The 16,429-nt window shown below is 71.4% G+C and carries 17 protein-coding genes; 6 read left to right on the forward strand and 11 right to left on the reverse strand.

What is annotated here, in order from left to right; genetic code table 11:
* Positions 1-29: 29 nt before the first annotated feature.
* Positions 30-1,460, forward strand: coding sequence for an MFS transporter (locus tag GA0070620_RS27620; protein WP_091595656.1), 1,431 nt, complete (start codon positions 30-32; stop codon positions 1,458-1,460).
* Positions 1,461-1,516: 56 nt separating this feature from the next.
* Here GA0070620_RS27620 and GA0070620_RS27625 read toward each other — a convergent pair whose 3' ends face one another.
* From GA0070620_RS27625 to GA0070620_RS27645, 5 genes are all read right to left on the reverse strand, one after another.
* Complete coding sequence (locus GA0070620_RS27625; RefSeq protein ID WP_091595658.1) at positions 1,517-3,190, reverse strand: glycoside hydrolase family 13 protein; 1,674 nt, start codon at positions 3,188-3,190, stop codon at positions 1,517-1,519.
* 67 nt (positions 3,191-3,257) lie between these two features.
* Positions 3,258-4,322: a LacI family DNA-binding transcriptional regulator gene (locus GA0070620_RS27630; protein ID WP_091595660.1), complete on the reverse strand. Its 1,065-nt coding sequence runs from the start codon at positions 4,320-4,322 to the stop codon at positions 3,258-3,260.
* Positions 4,323-4,385: 63 nt separating this feature from the next.
* On the reverse strand, positions 4,386-5,354 hold the full coding sequence (locus tag GA0070620_RS27635; protein ID WP_091595662.1) for a carbohydrate ABC transporter permease: 969 nt from the start codon (positions 5,352-5,354) through the stop codon (positions 4,386-4,388).
* Position 5,355: 1 nt separating this feature from the next.
* A complete protein-coding gene (locus GA0070620_RS27640; protein WP_091595664.1) occupies positions 5,356-6,402 on the reverse strand; it encodes a carbohydrate ABC transporter permease in 1,047 nt (348 codons plus the stop codon).
* A 66-nt stretch (positions 6,403-6,468) separates the two neighbouring features.
* On the reverse strand, positions 6,469-7,812 hold the full coding sequence (locus GA0070620_RS27645) for an ABC transporter substrate-binding protein (RefSeq protein WP_091595665.1): 1,344 nt from the start codon (positions 7,810-7,812) through the stop codon (positions 6,469-6,471).
* 238 nt (positions 7,813-8,050) lie between these two features.
* Here GA0070620_RS27645 and GA0070620_RS27650 point away from each other — a divergent pair, with 238 nt between their 5' ends.
* The gene (locus GA0070620_RS27650) at positions 8,051-8,824 is read left to right on the forward strand and encodes a M23 family metallopeptidase (protein WP_091595667.1); all 774 of its coding nucleotides are present in this window, start codon (positions 8,051-8,053) and stop codon (positions 8,822-8,824) included.
* A gap of 50 nt (positions 8,825-8,874) precedes the next feature.
* On the opposite strand, the gene GA0070620_RS27655 is transcribed toward GA0070620_RS27650, so the two are convergent.
* From GA0070620_RS27655 to GA0070620_RS27670, 5 genes are all read right to left on the reverse strand, one after another.
* On the reverse strand, positions 8,875-9,369 hold the full coding sequence (locus GA0070620_RS27655; RefSeq protein WP_091595670.1) for a TspO/MBR family protein: 495 nt from the start codon (positions 9,367-9,369) through the stop codon (positions 8,875-8,877).
* Positions 9,370-9,513: 144 nt separating this feature from the next.
* On the reverse strand, positions 9,514-9,660 hold the full coding sequence (locus GA0070620_RS33060) for a GPGG-motif small membrane protein (RefSeq protein WP_172836512.1): 147 nt from the start codon (positions 9,658-9,660) through the stop codon (positions 9,514-9,516).
* Between the two features lie 6 nt (positions 9,661-9,666).
* Positions 9,667-10,428, reverse strand: coding sequence for a metallophosphoesterase family protein (locus GA0070620_RS27660; RefSeq protein WP_091595672.1), 762 nt, complete (start codon positions 10,426-10,428; stop codon positions 9,667-9,669).
* Positions 10,429-10,437: 9 nt separating this feature from the next.
* The gene (locus GA0070620_RS27665; protein ID WP_091595674.1) at positions 10,438-10,713 is read right to left on the reverse strand and encodes a hypothetical protein; all 276 of its coding nucleotides are present in this window, start codon (positions 10,711-10,713) and stop codon (positions 10,438-10,440) included.
* Positions 10,710-11,294, reverse strand: a complete 585-nt coding sequence (locus GA0070620_RS27670; RefSeq protein WP_091595676.1) for a nucleotidyltransferase — start codon at positions 11,292-11,294, stop codon at positions 10,710-10,712. Before GA0070620_RS27670 ends, GA0070620_RS27665 begins: the two co-directional genes overlap by 4 nt.
* A 158-nt stretch (positions 11,295-11,452) precedes the next feature.
* Here GA0070620_RS27670 and GA0070620_RS27675 point away from each other — a divergent pair, with 158 nt between their 5' ends.
* Positions 11,453-12,217 (forward strand): dTMP kinase, encoded by a 765-nt coding sequence (locus tag GA0070620_RS27675; protein WP_091595679.1) that lies wholly within the window; start codon positions 11,453-11,455, stop codon positions 12,215-12,217.
* 4 nt (positions 12,218-12,221) lie between these two features.
* On the opposite strand, the gene GA0070620_RS27680 is transcribed toward GA0070620_RS27675, so the two are convergent.
* Complete coding sequence (locus GA0070620_RS27680; RefSeq protein WP_091595681.1) at positions 12,222-12,911, reverse strand: SDR family NAD(P)-dependent oxidoreductase; 690 nt, start codon at positions 12,909-12,911, stop codon at positions 12,222-12,224.
* A gap of 195 nt (positions 12,912-13,106) precedes the next feature.
* On the opposite strand from GA0070620_RS27680, the gene GA0070620_RS27685 reads away from it, so the two are divergent.
* The 3 genes from GA0070620_RS27685 to GA0070620_RS27695 all read left to right on the forward strand — a co-directional run bounded on the left by GA0070620_RS27685 (position 13,107) and on the right by GA0070620_RS27695 (position 16,378).
* Positions 13,107-14,021: a MurR/RpiR family transcriptional regulator gene (locus GA0070620_RS27685; protein ID WP_091595682.1), complete on the forward strand. Its 915-nt coding sequence runs from the start codon at positions 13,107-13,109 to the stop codon at positions 14,019-14,021.
* Entirely contained in the window at positions 14,018-14,977 is a 960-nt protein-coding gene (murQ, locus tag GA0070620_RS27690; protein WP_091595684.1) for an N-acetylmuramic acid 6-phosphate etherase, read from the forward strand. Before GA0070620_RS27685 ends, murQ begins: the two co-directional genes overlap by 4 nt.
* A gap of 411 nt (positions 14,978-15,388) precedes the next feature.
* Complete coding sequence (locus GA0070620_RS27695; RefSeq protein ID WP_172836513.1) at positions 15,389-16,378, forward strand: sigma-70 family RNA polymerase sigma factor; 990 nt, start codon at positions 15,389-15,391, stop codon at positions 16,376-16,378.
* The last annotated feature ends 51 nt before the right edge of the window (positions 16,379-16,429 follow it).

Here is a 16,429-nt window from a genome sequence, read left to right on the forward strand (position 1 = left end):
CCCCCTCCCGGCCTGGTTGGCTGTCAGGCATGACCGTGGCCCGGGGTGGGATGGCGCGGGCCTGGGGCGGCGGTCCCGGGCACCGGCTGTACAGCGTCGTGGTGTTCGTCCTGCTCGCCTCGCTGGACAACGTGGCGATCGGGCTGATCCCGCCGCTGTACGGGCCGATCTCCGCGGCGTTCGACGTGCCGCAGCGGCTGCTCGGGCTGGTCACCGCGGTGAGCTTCCTGGTCAGCGCGGTTGCCGCGGTCTGCTGGGCGTACGTGGGGGACCGGACCCACCGCAAGCCGCTGCTCATGATCGGCACGCTGCTCTGGGCGGCCGGCACCGGCGGCAGCGCGCTCGCCGGCAGCTACGCCGTGTTCCTGGTCGCGCAGTTCGTGGCCGCGATCGGCCTCGGCGCGGTCGGGTCCGTCGGCTTCTCGGTGGTCACCGACCTCATCTCGCCCCGCCGTCGGGGGCTGGTGATGAGCTTCTGGGGGCTGTCCCAGGGTGCCGGGACGCTGGCCGGGACCCTGGTCGGTGGCCTGCTCGGCAGCTCCGACTGGCGCCGGCCGTTCTGGGTGCTCGCCGTCACCGGGCTGGTCGCCACCCTGGCCTACCTGTTCACGTACGACATCCGGCGCGGGCAGAGCGAGCCGGAGCTGGCCGGCGCGCTCGCGGCCGGCGGCGACTACGACTACCGGATCAGCCGCGCCGATGTGCCACGGATCCTGGGCCGGCGGACCAACCGGTGGCTGATCCTCCAGGGGCTGACCGCGCAGGCCGCCTTCGGCTCGCTGGTGTGGCTGCCGGTGCTGTTCACCCAGCGCGCGGAGGCGCAGGGCTACTCCACCGCGACGGCGATCGCCGTGGGCAGTGTCTTCGCCACCCTGTTCCAGCTCGGCGGCGTGTTCTCCATCGTCGGCGGGCTCATCGGCGACGCGGTGCAGCGGCGTACGCCCCGGGGACGCGCGATGGTCGCGTCGATCGGCATCCTCGCCGCACTGCCGTTCTACCTGGTGCTCTTCTTCGTGCCGATCCGCATCGACGTGCCCGACGGCGCGGGCACGGGCGCGGTGGTCGGCGCGGTCCTGGGCAGCGTGTTCACCGAGCCGTCGGTCGGGCTGAGCCTGCTCGCCGCGCTGCTCGCGTTGGCCCTGACCTCGGCGAACGCGCCGAACTGGTTCGCGTTGATCGCCGACGTCAACCCGCCGGAGCACCGGGGGACGGTCTACAGCCTGGGCAACCTGGTGAACGGTGTGGGGCGGGCCACCGGCAACTACCTGGTCGGGGCGGCCTTCCAGGCCCTGCGTACGGCGTTCCCGCCGCCGTTGAACTACGCGGTCGGCCTGGCCGCGTTCCAGCTCTTCTTCGTGCCGACCGGCATCATGTACTGGCTGGCCTCGCGCACCTCGCCGGAGGACATCGACACCGTGAACCACCTGCTGCACAACCGGGGCGAGCGCCTGGAGGAGTGAGCACGGCCAGGGGACCCCGGCGTGCCGGAGCCCCCTGGATTTGTGCCGCCGTCGGGTCAGCCGCGGTACCAGACGGTGACGTCGGTGCCGACGGCGCCGTCCTCGGTGAGCGGGGCGCTGGAGTGCAGCACCTCCGCGCCGGACGGCAGCGGCACCGGCGCCTCGCCGAAGTTGGTGAGCACGGTCAGCCCGCCGTTGTCGAAGGTCAGCACCGTGTCACCGGACTCCCGCCAGCGCAGCGTCCCGTGGCCCAGCCCGTGATCGCGGCGCAGCCGCAGCGCGGTCCGGTACATCTCGTACGTCGACCCGGGCACGTCCCGCTGCCGGTCCAGGGCGTACTCGGCCCAGGTCGCCGGCTGCGGGAGCCAGCTGGCGTCGGTCGGCCCGAAACCGTACGACGGGGCGTCGGCCTCCCACGGGATCGGCACCCGGCAGCCGTCCCGGCCGCGCTGGGTGTGCCCGCTGCGCGCCCAGGTCGGGTCCTGGCGGGCCTCGTCGGGCATCGTGGTGTGCTCCGGGAGACCCAGCTCCTCGCCCTGGTACAGGTAGGCCGAGCCGGGCAGCGCGAGCATCAGCAGGGTGGCCGCCCGGGCCCGGCGCAGACCGAGCGCGGCGTCCGGCTGCGGGTCGCCGACGCCGATACCGTTCGGGCGTGGCGTGCCGACCGGCAGACCCAGCCGGGAGGCGTGCCGGACCACGTCGTGGTTGGACAGCACCCAGGTGGTCGGGGCGCCCACCGCGTCGGTCGCCTCCAGCGAGCGGGTGATCACCGCGTACTGGGCGGGCGCGGTCCACGAGGCGAGCAGGTACTCGAAGTTGAACGCCTGGTGCATCTCGTCCGGCCGCACGTAGCGGGCCAGCCGCTCGGCCGGCTCCACCCACGCCTCGGCGACCAGGACCCGCTCGCCGGGATAGCCGTCCAACACCCGCCGCCAGTCGCGGTAGATCTCGTGCACGCCGTCCTGGTCCCACATCGGCGGGCGGGGCCGGTCGCCCTCGTTGCCGGAGAGGATCTCCTGGGGCTCCTGCCAGTCGGCCAGGTCGGCCTGCTTGATCAGGCCGTGCGCCACGTCGACCCGGAAGCCGTCCACGCCGCGGTCCAGCCAGAACCGCAGGACGTCGAGGAACTCCGCCCGGATCTCGGGGTTGTCCCAGTTGAGGTCGGGCTGGCCGGTGTCGAACAGGTGCAGGTACCACTGGCCGGGGCGGCCGTCCGGCTCGACGACCCGGGTCCAGGCCGGCCCGCCGAACACGCTCTGCCAGTCGTTCGGCGGCTGCTCGCCGTCCGGGCCACGACCGTCCCGGAAGACGTACCGGGCCCGCTCGGGGCTGCCGGGCGGGGCGGCCAGCGCCGCGGTGAACCACCGGTGCGCGGAGGAGGTGTGGTTGGGCACGAGGTCGACGATCACCCGTAGGCCGCGCGAGTGGGCCTCGCCGATCAGCTTGTCCGCGTCCGGCAGGCCGCCGAAGAGCGGGTCGACGTCCCGGTAGTCGGCCACGTCGTAGCCGGCGTCGGCCTGCGGCGACGGATAGAACGGGGAGAGCCAGACCGCGTCGACGCCCAGCTCGGCGAGGTGGTCGAGGCGGGACGTGATGCCCGGCAGGTCACCGATTCCGTCGCCGTTGGAGTCGGCGAACGACCGCGGATAGATCTGGTAGATCACTGCTTCGGTCCACCAGCCGGTGATCGGGTCGCCGGACGGACTCTGCTGTGACTGGTTGGTGTTCAGGGCCTTCTCCCGTGTGTTGTGCGGTCGTGCGGGTGGGGGCCTCCGGCGACGGTGGCGGAAGTCCCGTTCAGTGTGCCCGCGGTGGGGCGGTCGACTCGCGGACGACGAGCCGAGTGGGCAGGATCACCGGCGGGTTCGCGGTGTCCGGCCCGGCGACCGGCGCGCGGGGCCGGACGGCGACGGAGTCGAGCGTCCGGGCGCCGAGCGGGTCGAGCAGCATCCGGGCGGCCAGCCGGCCCTGCTCCGCCGCCGGCTGTGCCACCGTGCTCAGGCCCAGCGCGCCGGCCAGGTCGTGGTCGTCGATGCCGACGACGCTCACGTCCTGCGGTACGCGCAGACCGGCGTCGCGCAGCGCCGTCATCGCGCCCATCGCCATCTCGTCGCAGGCCGCCACGATCGCCGTCGGCGGCTCGCCGCGGGCCAGCAACTCGGTGGCGGCCCGGTTGCCGCCGTCGACGGTGAACTGCGACTCCACGTCGAGGCTCGGGTCCGGCCGGATCCCGGCCGCCCGCAGCGCCGCCTGGTAGCCGCGTCGCCGGTCGACGTGCGTGGTGTAGGCCAGCTCGTCGTCCGGGTCGCCGGAGATGTGCGCGATCCGCCGGTGGCCGAGGTCGAGCAGGTGCCGGGTGGCGGTCCGCGCGGCGGCCACGTCGTCGATGCGGACGCACGGCCAGCCCGGGACGCCGGTGCCGGAACTGATCGTCACGCCGGGAAGGTCGAGCGCGGCGAGCGCGGTCAGGTCGGCGGCGTGCAGCGGGGTGGCGACCAGGATGACGGCGTCCACCCGCTTCTGCAGGTTGGCGGTGCGCAGCACCCGTTGCCGGATCTGTTCCCGGCCGCCGAGGTTGTGCAGCAGCAGGTCGTAACCGGACTGGTGGAGGAAGTCCTCGACCGCCTCGACCACGGTGGCGAAGAACCACCGGGTGATCCGGGGGACCACCACCGCGACGGTGCCGGTCCGGCCGCCGGCCAGCCGGGACGCGCTCGGCGAGACCGCGTAGTCCAGTTGCTCGGCGGCGGCCAGCACGCGGCGCCGGGTCCCGGGCGAGACCGTCGGAAGGCCGCGCAGCGCCCGGGACACGGTGGCGGTGGAGACTCCCGCCAACCGGGCGACATCATCGATCCTCGTCACGGTTCCCCCGCTCCGTGTCCGCGCCCGCCGCCGCCCGTACGCCGGGCGGCGGCGGAAGCGCGGTCAGCCCTTGACGCTGCCGGCGAGCAGGCCTCGCACGAAGTAGCGCTGGAGGGACAGGAACACGATCAGCGGGATGACGATCGACACGAACGCGCCGGCCGTGAGCCGCTGCCACTCGTTGCCCCGGGTGCCGGCCATCTCGGCGAGGCGGACGGTGAGCGGGGCCGTCTCGTTGCTGCCGCCCGCGAAGATCAGCGCGACCAGCAGGTCGTTCCAGACCCAGAGGAACTGGAAGATGCCCAACGCGGCCAGCGCCGGGGTGATCAGCGGCAGCACGATGGTGCGGAAGATCCTCGGGTGGTTGGCCCCGTCGACCCGGGCCGCCTCCATCAGGTCGCCGGGGAGCTGCGAGATGAAGTTGTGCAGCAGGTAGACCGCGAACGGCAGGGCGAAGCAGGTGTGCGCGAACCACACCTGGGCGAACTTCTGCTCGTCGACGAGGTCCCACGCCGGCAGCACCTGGACGCCGGCGATGGAGACGCCGGTGGAGAAGAACCGCAGCAGCGGCACCAGGGCCATCTGGAGCGGCACGATCTGCAGCGCGAAGATCGCGATGTAGACCCACTCCCGGCCCCGGAAGTTGATCCACGCCAGGGCGTACGCGGCCAGCGCCGCGAAGGCGAGCGGGAAGAGCACCGACGGGATGGTGATCGCCAGCGAGTTGATGAAGTAGCTGGCGAGCTGCCCGGACGACGAGGACCGCCCGAAGAGCACCTGCTGGTAGTTCTCCAGGGTGAACTGCGGGTTGGTGAAGGCGGTCCACCAACCGGTCGTCTTGATCTCGTCCTCCGGCCGGAGCGAGGAGATGAAGAGGCCGAAGGTGGGGACCGTCCAGACCACCGCGATGACGATCGAGACCAGGGTCGCGGTACGGCTGTTCAGCCGCTTGCGGACCCGTCCCGCGACGGTGCTGGAGGGGCCGGCGGTCTTCTGGGTGCCGGCGGCGACTGTGGGCGTGGCGGTGGTCATCTCAGCCCTCCCGCTGCTGACGGAGGTTGCGGATCTGGTAGATCACGACCGGGATGACCAGGATGAAGAGGAAGACCGCGAGCGCGGAGCCCTGCCCGTTCTGGCCGTACCGGAACGCCTGGTTGTACATCTCGTTGGCGATCACGCTGGTGTCGTAGTTGCCGTTGGTCGAGGTCCGGACGATGTCGAAGACCTTGAGCGTGGCGATGGTGATGGTCACGACGACGACGATCAGCGCCGGTCGGATGCTCGGCAGGGTGATCTGCCGGAACATCTGCCACGAGCTGACGCCGTCGAGCCGGGCGGCCTCCACGATGTCCGCGGGGATCGCCTTGATGGCGGCGGAGAGCACCACCATGGCGAAGCCGGCCTGGATCCAGACCATGATCACGATCAGCAGCAGCGTGTTCAGTGGTGATTCGAGCAGCCACTGCTTGGGTTCGCCGCCGAGGCTGACCACGATCTGGTTGAGCAGGCCGATCTGGTCGCCCTCGCCGCGGTAGGCGTAGACGAACTTCCAGATGATGCTCGCGCCGACGAAGGAGATCGCCATCGGCAGGAAGATGAGGGACTTGGCGAACGCCTCGAACCTGACCCGGTCCACCAGCACGGCGTAGATCAGGCCGAACGAGGTCGCCACCAGCGGCACCAGGAGCACCCAGACCAGGGTGTTGATGAGTACCCGGACGATCGAGTCCTCGGAGAACAGCCAGGTGTAGTTGGCCAGCCCCACCCAGTTGTCGCTCTCCGCGTCCATCAGGGAGAGCAGCACGGTGCGGATGGCCGGCACGACCAGCCCGATGAGGAGCAGCAGCACCGTCGGCAGCAGGAAGAAGAGCGCGAACAGGCCTTCCCGCGGCTTCGTCCGGCGGGGGAGCGGGGCGCCGCTGGCGGACGCGGCGACGAGCTGCGCCTCCCGGCGGCGGGCGAACCAGGCCGGCACCACGTCGAGCAGGAGGAGCAGACCGCCCACCACCGCGACGAAAGCGATCAGCCCGTACATCAGCATGAGGAACTTCGGCTGTTCCTCCGCGAAGTCGAACTCCATCGACCCTCCCAGGTCCGGATCCGGCGGTGGGCCGGCCCGCGTGCGCGGACCGGCCCACCTTTCAGATCACTTCCAGCTGCCTTCGATGCCCTGCAGCACCGACGCGGTGTCCTTGCCGTTGATCCAGTCGACCATGCCCTTCCAGAACGTGCCCGCGCCGACCGCGGCCGGCATCAGGTCCGACCCGTCGAAGCGGAAGACGCCGCTCTTGTCCTGCAGGATCTGGACGGAGAGCTTGTCGATCGGGCTGGCGACGTTGGCGATGTCCAGCTTGTTGTTCGCCGTGACCCAGTTGCCGAGCTTCGCGCGGCTGTTGACGTACTCGGCGGAGGCCAGGTAGGTCTGCACCGCCTGGACCTCGGGGCGGTCGGTGTAGGCGACGACGAACTCGCCGGCACCCAGCACGGGCTTGCCCTTGGCCGGGTCGATGGCCGGGAAGTAGAAGGCGAACGCGTCGCCGTCCTCGGCGACCTTCGTGCCCTCGGGGAACTGGTTGGCGTAGAACGACGCCTGGCGGTGCATGGCGCACTTGCCCGTGGTGACCGGCACGCCGGCCTCCTGGAAGGAGGTGGTGGCGATGCTCTTCACGCCGCCGAAGCCGCCGTTGACGTACTTCTCGTTCTTGAGGATGGTGCCGGCCCGGTCGAGAGCGTCGGCGACCTTCGGGTCGTTGAACGGGATCGCGTGGGTGGTCCACTGGTCGTAGACCTCGGGGCCCTGCGTACGCAGCAGCACGTCCTCGATCCAGTCGGTGGCCGGCCAGCCGGTGGCGTCACCGGACTCGATGCCGGCGCACCACGGCTTGATGCCGCTGGCCGCGATCGTGTCGCTGAGCTTGATCATGTCGTCCCAGCTGGTCGGGACCGTCCAGCCCTTCTCCTTGAAGAGCTTCGGCGAGTACCAGACGAAGGACTTCACGTTGGCGCCGAGCGGCACGCCGTAGAGGGTGCCGTTGATGGTGGCGTACTTCAGCCAGTCGGCCGGCATGTTCTGCTCGGCCAGCGCCTTGGTGTCGGCGCCGAGGGCCTTCAGCTTGCCGGCGTCGGCGAATCGCTTGACCAGACCCGGCTGCGGCACGAAGGCCAGGTCGGGCGCGTTGCCGCCGTCGACCCGGACGGGGAGCTGCGCCTCGAACTCGCCACTGCCCTCGTAGTCGATCTCGATGCCGGTGCAGTCCTCGAACTGCTTCCAGGAGTCCCGCAGCAGGTCGGCCTCGGCGTCACGGATGGACGCGTAGATGGAGACCTTCTTGCCGTCGTGACCCTCGTACTTCGAATAAACGGCGCACTCGGCCGAGTCCGCTTTGTCGCTTCCCTTGTCGTTGCCGGTGCCGCAGGCGGTGGCGCTGAGCGCCAACCCGAGTACGCCGGCGATCACGAAGGCCTGGCGTGGTCTGGCAAAGACCGCCATGCCGTCCTCCTTTCTTGCCGGCGCGGTCGTGGTCCTGACCTGGCGCCGGTCCGATGGGCGTCCCCACATGTAAGCGCTTGCATCCGACGCGGTCCACCCCCTGTCAGACACGGACGAGTAACAATCTGGAAACCTTGCCGCCCGCCGATGGTCGCGCTCCCACACACCTTTCGAAGGCTGACGATATCTGTCACGCTGTACGCATCACATCGAAGGTTTTCAACATAGGAGGAGCTGGATGCGTAAGCGGTGGTTCAGCCTGATGGCGGCCGTCCTGCTGGTCGGCGGCGTGCTCGTGCCGGCGTCCCCGGCGGTGGCCGCGCCCACCTTCAAGGTGCCGTTCCCCTGCGGTCAGTCCTGGTCCGGCCAGACCCGCAGTGACCACAGCCCGGCCTACGCGATCGACTTCAACCGCACCGACGACCTCGGCGACCCGGTGGTGGCCAGCGCGCCCGGAACCGTCGACCGGGTCACCGACCTGGGGGGCACCAGCTACGGAAAGTACGTCCGGATCAGTCACGCCGGCGGCTACCACACCTACTACGCCCACCTGAGCGGCTTCAACGTCTCCGTCGGCCAGAGCGTCGGCTACGGCAAGGTCATCGGCTGGGTGGGCAGCACCGGCGGCTCCACCGGCCCGCACCTGCACTACGAGCAGCGGTTGAACGGCGGCGACATCCAGGTCCGGTTCAACGGCGCCCTCGCCCTCTACTGGGGCACCAAGTCCTACAGCAGCGACAACGGCTGCTCCTCGGGCGCCGGCACCGGCACGGTCGACACCAGCGGCACCCCGTTGACCGTCCGCTCCGGGCCCGGCACCGGCTACAGCTCGGTCGGCACGGTGGCCGACGGCACCCGGGTGACCATCCAGTGCCAGACCAGCGGCACCAGCGTCACCGGCACGTACGGCACCAGCACGATCTGGGACCGGATCGGCTCCGGCCGCTTCATCTCCGACGCGTACGTCTACACCGGCCACGACGGTTACATCCCGAACGTCCCCCGCTGCTGACTCCCGACGCGACGGCCTCCGGCGGGCGGCGCTCGCCGGAGACCGGTGGGTCAGGTGTTCAACCGCCAGATCGACAGGTTCAACGCGGCGGCGAAGGTCACCCAGGCCCAGTAGGGCAGCAGCAGCGCCGCGGCGACCCGGGACACCCGGGCGAAGAGCACGACGGTGAGCCCGATCGCCAGCCACATCGCCACGATGTCGGCGAACGCCAGACCGTACCGACCCGCGCCGAAGAACAGCGGCGTCCAGATGGCGTTGAGCACCAGTTGGGCGGTCCACGCCCAGAGGGCGGGGGAGAAGCCGACCCGCCGCCACACCAGCCAGCCGGCGACGGCGATCAGCGCGTAGAGCAGCGACCACACCGGGCCGAACAGCCACGAGGGCGGCGCCCAGGCGGGCTGGCGCAGACTCGCGTACTCGTCGGTGGTGCCCTGCACCCCCAGTCCGCCGATCGCGGCCGCCACGAACACCGCCGCCGCGAAACCGGCAAGGGCCCACCAGGCGCGTCGGCCGGAGGGCGCGGCTACGTCCCGGGTCGTCCCCATGTCGCCCTCTCCCTCCGGTCGGTCAGGCCGAACCTGGCGGCGCACCGGAGAAACAGCGCCGGGGTCGCCGTGTCCGGTGCTCCTGTCGGGAGGACGGAGACCGGTCACGACGACCCCGGCGGGTCCAGGGGCCAGCAAGGCCCGTCAGGTGTTGAAGATGCTGACGCCGCCAGGGCCGACGAGCAGACCGACGATGATGAGGACGATGCCCCACAGGATCTGCCGGCGGAACAGCGCCAGGATGCCGGCAACGACCAGTACGACCGCGAGAATCCAGAGAATCAGCTCCATGGTTGATCAGGTACCCGATGCGTCGACTCGGGAAACCTCGCCCGGATCGAGATGATCACCCAGGTGGAAGATGCTGTACGCCTGCTTGATCACCGGGTGCGCGACGTTGCGGACGCGGACCCCGCCCGGCGTCGTGCCCCGCTCCGAGCCCGCGTGGGCGTGCCCGTGCAGGGCCAGCGCGGTCGGCGCCGAGTCGATCGCCTGACCGAGCTGGTACGACCCGAGGAACGGGTAGATCTCCAGCGGCTCGCCGGCCAGAGTGTCGGGCACGGGGGCGTAGTGGGTCAGGGCCACCAGCAGGTCGCAGTCCAGGCTGTGCAGCGCGTCGGCCAGCCGGTCGGCGCTCTCCGTGGTCGTCCGGACGAACGCCTTCATCTCCGGCTCACCGAAGTCGCTGGCGCAGCGGCCGGCGAAGCCGCCGCCGAAGCCCTTGACCCCCGCGATCCCGAGCCGGCCACCGGCGCACTCCAGCACCACGCCCGTGCCCTCCAGCACGGTGATGCCCGCGTCCTCCAGCACCTTGACCACCTGGGGCACCTGGTCGCACTGGTGGTCGTGGTTGCCGAGCACGGTGATCACCGGTACGCCCAACCCACCGAACTCCTGCGCCACGCACTGCGCCTCGGCCTCGGTGCCGTGCCGGGTCAGGTCACCGGCGAGCAGCAGCGCGTCCGCGCAGTCGGGCAGCTCCTCCAGCGCCGGCCGGAACCGGCCGACAACGTCCTTGTCCAGATGCACGTCGCCGACGGCAGCGATCCGGATCACCATGAACCTCCCTCAGGGCAGTTGCTCGATCTCCGTCGGCGCCTGCGCGCGGATCACCCCGATCTCGCTGGTGACCGGCAGGTCCGGGAACCGCTCGGAGACCCGGCGCAGGATCTCCTCCCGTCGGTGGCGGCTCTCGACCTCGCCGTAGAGGACGAGCCCGTTCTCCCGACGGACCACGGTGATCCCCTGCTCGGCGACGGAGGGGTCCTCGGCCAGCAGCCGGTGGATCTCCGCCTCCAGGTACTCGTCGGGTGGTCCGACGCCGGTGTCGCGGTGCTGGGTCACGATGTCCCCTTCTCTGCCGAGGTGCCGGCGTCCGGCACCACCTCGAGCCGGTCCAGCAGCACCAGGAACGCCTCGGCGTACGGCGAGTGCTGCGTCTCCTTCCGTACCCGTTCCCAGTCGATCTGCTCGCGCAGGGAGCGGGCCAACGGCAGCCCCCGGGCGAAGTCGCAGTAGTGCTGGGAGAAGCTGAGGAGCTTGTGCACCATGAGCTGGGTCGCGGAGAGCACCGGCATGTGGATCGCGTCGACCGGCCGCACCACGGTGTCCGCGAACGTCTCCTCCGTCACCGGCGTCTCGATCGGCCGGTGGATCAGGTCCACCATCCGCCCGGCGTCGTAGACCTTCACGAGCCAGTCCTCCGGCGGGCGTTCGGCGGTGAAGCCGGCCTCCACCAGCGCCTCCAGCGCCCGGTCGACGTCCTGCTCCCGGATGAGGAAGTCGACGTCGTGCTCGCTGGAGTGGCCGCCGTGCGCGTACACGGCGAAGCTTCCGCCGAGCGCGAACGGGATCTCGGACTGCTTGAGCACGGCGGCGACCTTCTTGAGAGTGTGTACCAGGGTCTCGTCCCCGCGCTCGGCCATCGGGTGCTCCCGTCGTCGTGAAACAGGCGGCTGGATTCGAACTCCCGTACCCGGCACTCCGCGCGCCCACACCTACGGCCTTCGCGGGCAGGCGCGAAGCGGGATCAAACGGCATATAACGGCAGGGTTGTGAGCGCTGGTCGGATAGCCTGTGCAAGGTGGTCAGATCACTGCGGAAGCGCCGCCGCCGTCGACTGCGCACTGTCGCCCTGATCGGCATCGACGGTTCCGGCAAGACCACTCAGGCGCACCGGCTCGCCGACGCGTTGACCGCGGCCGGCCGCCCCGCCACCTACCACCGCAACGCCGGGGGCCGCCGCTGGCTCGGCCGGATCGCGCAGCGGGTCGGCCGGTCCGACGCCCAGCGGCTCGTCGGCCGCGACGGCCTGCTGGCGGTCGAGTCCGTGCTGCGCTGGTTGGCCATCGCCGCCGCGCTGGTCAGCTGCCTGCTCACCGGGCGCACCGCCGTCATGGATCGCTACGCCGCCTGCCAGTACGCGAGCATCCGGGCGCACGGCGGGCACCGTTGGGAGCGGCTCGCCCGGGCCGGCTACCGGGTCTTCCCGAGGCCGCAGGTGACCTTCCTGCTCGCCGTGGACCCGGCCGAGGCGTACCACCGGATCGAGCGGCGCGGCACCGACCACGAGACGATGGGCTGGCTCACGGCGGCCGACACCGCCTACCGGACGCTGCCCGAGTATCCGACGTTCGTGCTGGTCGACGCCGGCCGTCCCGCCGAGGAGGTGTCCCGGCAGATCCAGCGCCACCTCGCCGGCTGGCTCCCGTCCGCGGACGCGGGGGAGACGGCCGAGGCCACCCCGGCGATGCCCCCGGACCCGATGCCGCCGGCCCGGCCCGTCACACCGGACCACACCCCGGCACCCGGAGTCGCGACGCCGCTGGCCGCTCGGGCGCACACCTGACCGGTCAGGCCCGCCCGTAGACCGGCACCGCGGCGCCGCTGGTCGGCGCCGACTCGTCGGAGGCCAGGAAGCGGATCACCGTGGCGATCTCGGCCGGCGCCACCCAGCGGGAGTGGTCGGCGTCCGGCTGCGCCGCGCGGTTGGCCGGGGTGTCGATGACGCTGGGCAGGACCGTGTTGGCGCGCACGCCCGACCGTCGGTACTCCACGGCGACCGCGTTGGCGAAGGCGAGCACCGCCGCCTTGGCGGTCGCGTATCCGGCGGCGCCGGGGAACGGGCTGAGCGCGGCCCGGGCCGAGACGCAGACCACGGCGCCCCCGCCGGCGGCAACCAGGTGCGGCAGCGCCGCCCGCGTGACCAGGTAGGTGGGGCGCAGGTTGGCGGTGAGCATCCGCTCGAACTCGTCGATCGGCGTCTCGTGCACCAGCCCGCCGCTGGCGTAACCGCCGACGAGGTTCACCACCGCGCGCAGCGGCACCGTCTCGTCACCGGCCGCCGCCTCGACCGCCCGCGCCGCGCCGGCCGGTTCGGTGAGGTCCGCGGCCAGCCGGACCACGTCGTCGGCCGCCGACTCCGCCGTCGTGCTCCGTCGCTCCGGTACGACCACCCGCCATCCCGCCTCGCGGAACGCGGCGGTGACCGCTCCGCCCAGGCCACCCGTGCCGCCGGTCACCAGTACGCTGCGTCGCACCATGGGGCACACGCTAACCTCGCCGCCTGATCGCCGTAAGCCGGGTGCCCGGTCGGTGGCGCCGGCCGTCCCGCTGGCTGACGCGGTGGCACCATGCGGATGTCACGCTGTCCCGGAGGGTGGACCCGGTCGGCAGTAGTTTCCCGAACACGCGCGGTCGTGGTTGACGCTCACGCCTCATGAAAGTAAGTTTCATCCGTGGCGAAGAGTCCGAAGATTTCTGCGAGTCACGAGCCCGGTGGGCTGATCGTCCACATCAGTGGCTTGCTTCCGTCGCTGTCGCCGGCCGAACAGCGCGTCGCCCGGCTGGTCGTCGCCGACCCGGCCGACGCGGCCCGCCGGACGATCACCGACCTCGCCACCGCGGCCGAGACATCCGAGGCCACCGTCATCCGGTTCTGCCGGTCGGTCGGCATGGACGGCTACCCGCAACTGCGCATCCGGCTCGCCGCCGAGGCCGCGCGCCGGATCGAGCCGCCGGACGCGCGCGTCGTCGGCGGTGACATCCCGCCGGGTGCCGACCTGGCCCAGATCATCGCGACCATCGCGTTCAACGACGCCCGTGCCGTCGAGGAGACGGCCGAGCAACTCGACCCGGCCGTCTGCGAACAGGTGGTGGACGCGATCGCCGGCGCCGGCCGGATCGACGTCTACGGCGCCGGCGCGAGCGGCTTCGTCGCCTCCGACTTCCAGCAGAAGCTGCACCGCATCGGTCGCACCGCCTTCTACTTCCCGGACGTGCACACCGCGTTGACCTCCGCCGCGCTGCTCGGGCGTGGTGACGTCGCCGTCGGCATCTCGCACACCGGCACCACCTCCGACGTGATCGAGGTGCTGGAGCAGGCCCGCGGCCGGGGGGCGACCACCGTCGCGCTGACCAACTTCCCACGCTCCCCGCTGACCGAGGTGGCTGACTTCGTCCTCACCACCGCGGCCCGGGAGACCACCTACCGGTCCGGCGCGATGGCGAGCCGGCTGGCCCAGCTCACCGTGGTCGACTGCCTGTTCGTCGGGGTGGCCGCGCGCAACCGGGCCCGTGCGAAGAAGGCCCTGGAGGCGACGGCCGAGGCCGTCCAGTCGCACCGGGTGGGCGGCGGACGGAGGCGGGGATGACCGCCGGCGCCGTGGAGCCGGACGAGGTGTCGCCACCCAGCACGGAGCCCCGCCCGGTCGTCCGGGTCGGCGCCCCCACCGAACGCCGCAACCCACTCAGCGCAGACCTGGACCTGCTGTCGACCCGGGACATGCTCCGGGTGATCAACGATGCCGACCGGCGGGTGCCGGCCGCGGTCGCCGCGGTGCTCGACGAGATCGCCGCCACGGTCGACCTGGCCGTGGCGGCGCTGCGGGGCGGCCACCGGGTGCACTACTTCGGCGCCGGCACCTCCGGCCGGCTCGGGGTGCTCGACGCCGCCGAGCTCGCCCCGACCTTCAACTCGCCCCGGGGCTGGTTCTGCGCCCACCTGGCCGGCGGCCCCGACGCGATGTGGCAGGCCGTGGAGGACGCCGAGGACGACGACCGGGGCGGGGCGGCCGAGGCGGCGGAATGCGTACGCGCCGGTGACCTGGTGGTCGGTCTGGCCGCCAGCGGACGCACCCCGTACGTCCTGGGGGCGCTCGCCGCGGCCCGCGCCAAGGGGGCCTCGACGGTGCTGCTCTGCGCCAATCCGGAGGCCGAGGCCGCCGGGTCGGTCGACGTGTTCATCGGGGTGGATTCCGGACCCGAGGTGGTCACCGGCTCGACCCGCATGAAGGCGGGCACCGCGCAGAAACTGGTGCTCAACGCGTTCTCGACGGCCGTGATGGTCCGGCTGGGCCGGGTCTACTCGAACCTGATGATCGACATGGTCGCGACCAACGCGAAACTCCGGGGACGGATGATCTCGATCCTCGTGGAGGCGACCGGCTGTTCCGACGAGGTCTCCCGCCGGGCACTCGCCGAGGCCGACGGGGACCTGAAGACCGCCCTGGTCTCACTGGTCTCCGGGGCCGGAGTTCCGGCCGCCCGCGCCGCCCTGGCACGCTCGGCCGACCAGGTCCGGGGCGCCCTCGCTCTGCTCGCCCCCTGACCCGCCGGAGCGCTCACCGGCCCCGGGCATAGAACCGGGCTCCGGATTGTTCAACCAGGCGCGGGGTAATACCGACTCCGTGGATGAACCGACCCGTCCATCGGCGCGTATCTGGCAGTGACCAGGATCGCACCGCACTGGTGACCCGGGTCGCTGTGCCCCACGACATCGCGGTGTTGCCATATCGAGGGGCCGACCGCGACAGGGGTCGCCGACCCGTCCGAGGTGCCCATCGGCGCGCCACCCGGGCGGGGTGCTGACAGCAAACATGGATCGGGCTCTCAGCTACTACTCAGGCATTCGTGACACTTTCGACTCACGACATGGAATCCCCGACACGTCTTATCTGTTGTGTAGGTGTCAGCACCGGGGGGCACAGCGGAAGTTGCGGGGGAGCTGATGGACGTGGGGATGGCAAGGAACCGGGCAACCGGCGCGAGCGAGGGGACCGTGGGCAACGTGGACAAGAACATCGGCATGCGTACCGACGAGGTCGCCGAGGAGCGCGACCTGGTCGGCGTCTACCTGCACGAGATCTCCCGGACGCCACTGCTGGACGCCGCCAAGGAGGTCGACCTCTCCAAGGCGATCGAGGCCGGCCTCTACGCCGAGCACCTGCTCGACGAGGACAGCGTCCCCGCCGGCGTCGACCGGGAGGACCTGGAGCGGCTGGTCGCCGAGGGTGAGCGCGCGAAGGACCTGTTCATCCGCGCCAACCTGCGACTGGTCGTGTCGATCGCCCGCCGTTACGTGCGGTCGGGCATGCCCATGCTGGATCTGATCCAGGAGGGCAACACCGGCCTCGTCCGGGCGGTCGAGAAGTTCGACTACGAGCGTGGCTACAAGTTCTCGACGTACGCCACCTGGTGGATCCGCCAGGCGATCAGCCGGGCGATCGCCCAGCAGGAGCGCACCGTGCGACTGCCGGTGCACCTGGTGGAGGACGTCAACCGGATGCGCAACGTCGCCCGTCAGCTCACCCGTGAGCTGGGCAGCGACCCGGAGCCGGAGCAGATCGCGGCGGCGCTCGGCGTCACGGTCGAGCGGGTCAACGAGCTGGTCCGCTGGTCGCAGGACACCGTGTCGCTGGACACGCCCGTCGGCGACGACGGCGACACCAACCTCGGTGACCTGGTCGCCGACAGCGACGCCCCGTCGCCGGAGGACATCGTCCTGACCGGGCTGGAGCGGCAGCGCATCGAGGGTCTGCTCAACCACCTCGACGACCGCTCGGCGGGCATCATGCGGGCCCGCTACGGGCTGGAGGACGGCCGTGAGCACTCGCTCACCGAGGTCGCCTCGCGGTTCTCGCTCTCCCGGGAGCGGATCCGCCAGCTGGAGATCCAGGCCCTCGGCCGGCTCCGCGAGCTGGCCCGGGCCGAGGGGCTGCAGGCAGCCTGAGCTGGTAGTAATGACGGCGAACGGCCGGCGTCCGATAGGGGGACGCCGGCC

This window comes from Micromonospora krabiensis, assembly GCF_900091425.1.
Taxonomy (GTDB): Bacteria; Actinomycetota; Actinomycetes; order Mycobacteriales; family Micromonosporaceae; genus Micromonospora; species Micromonospora krabiensis.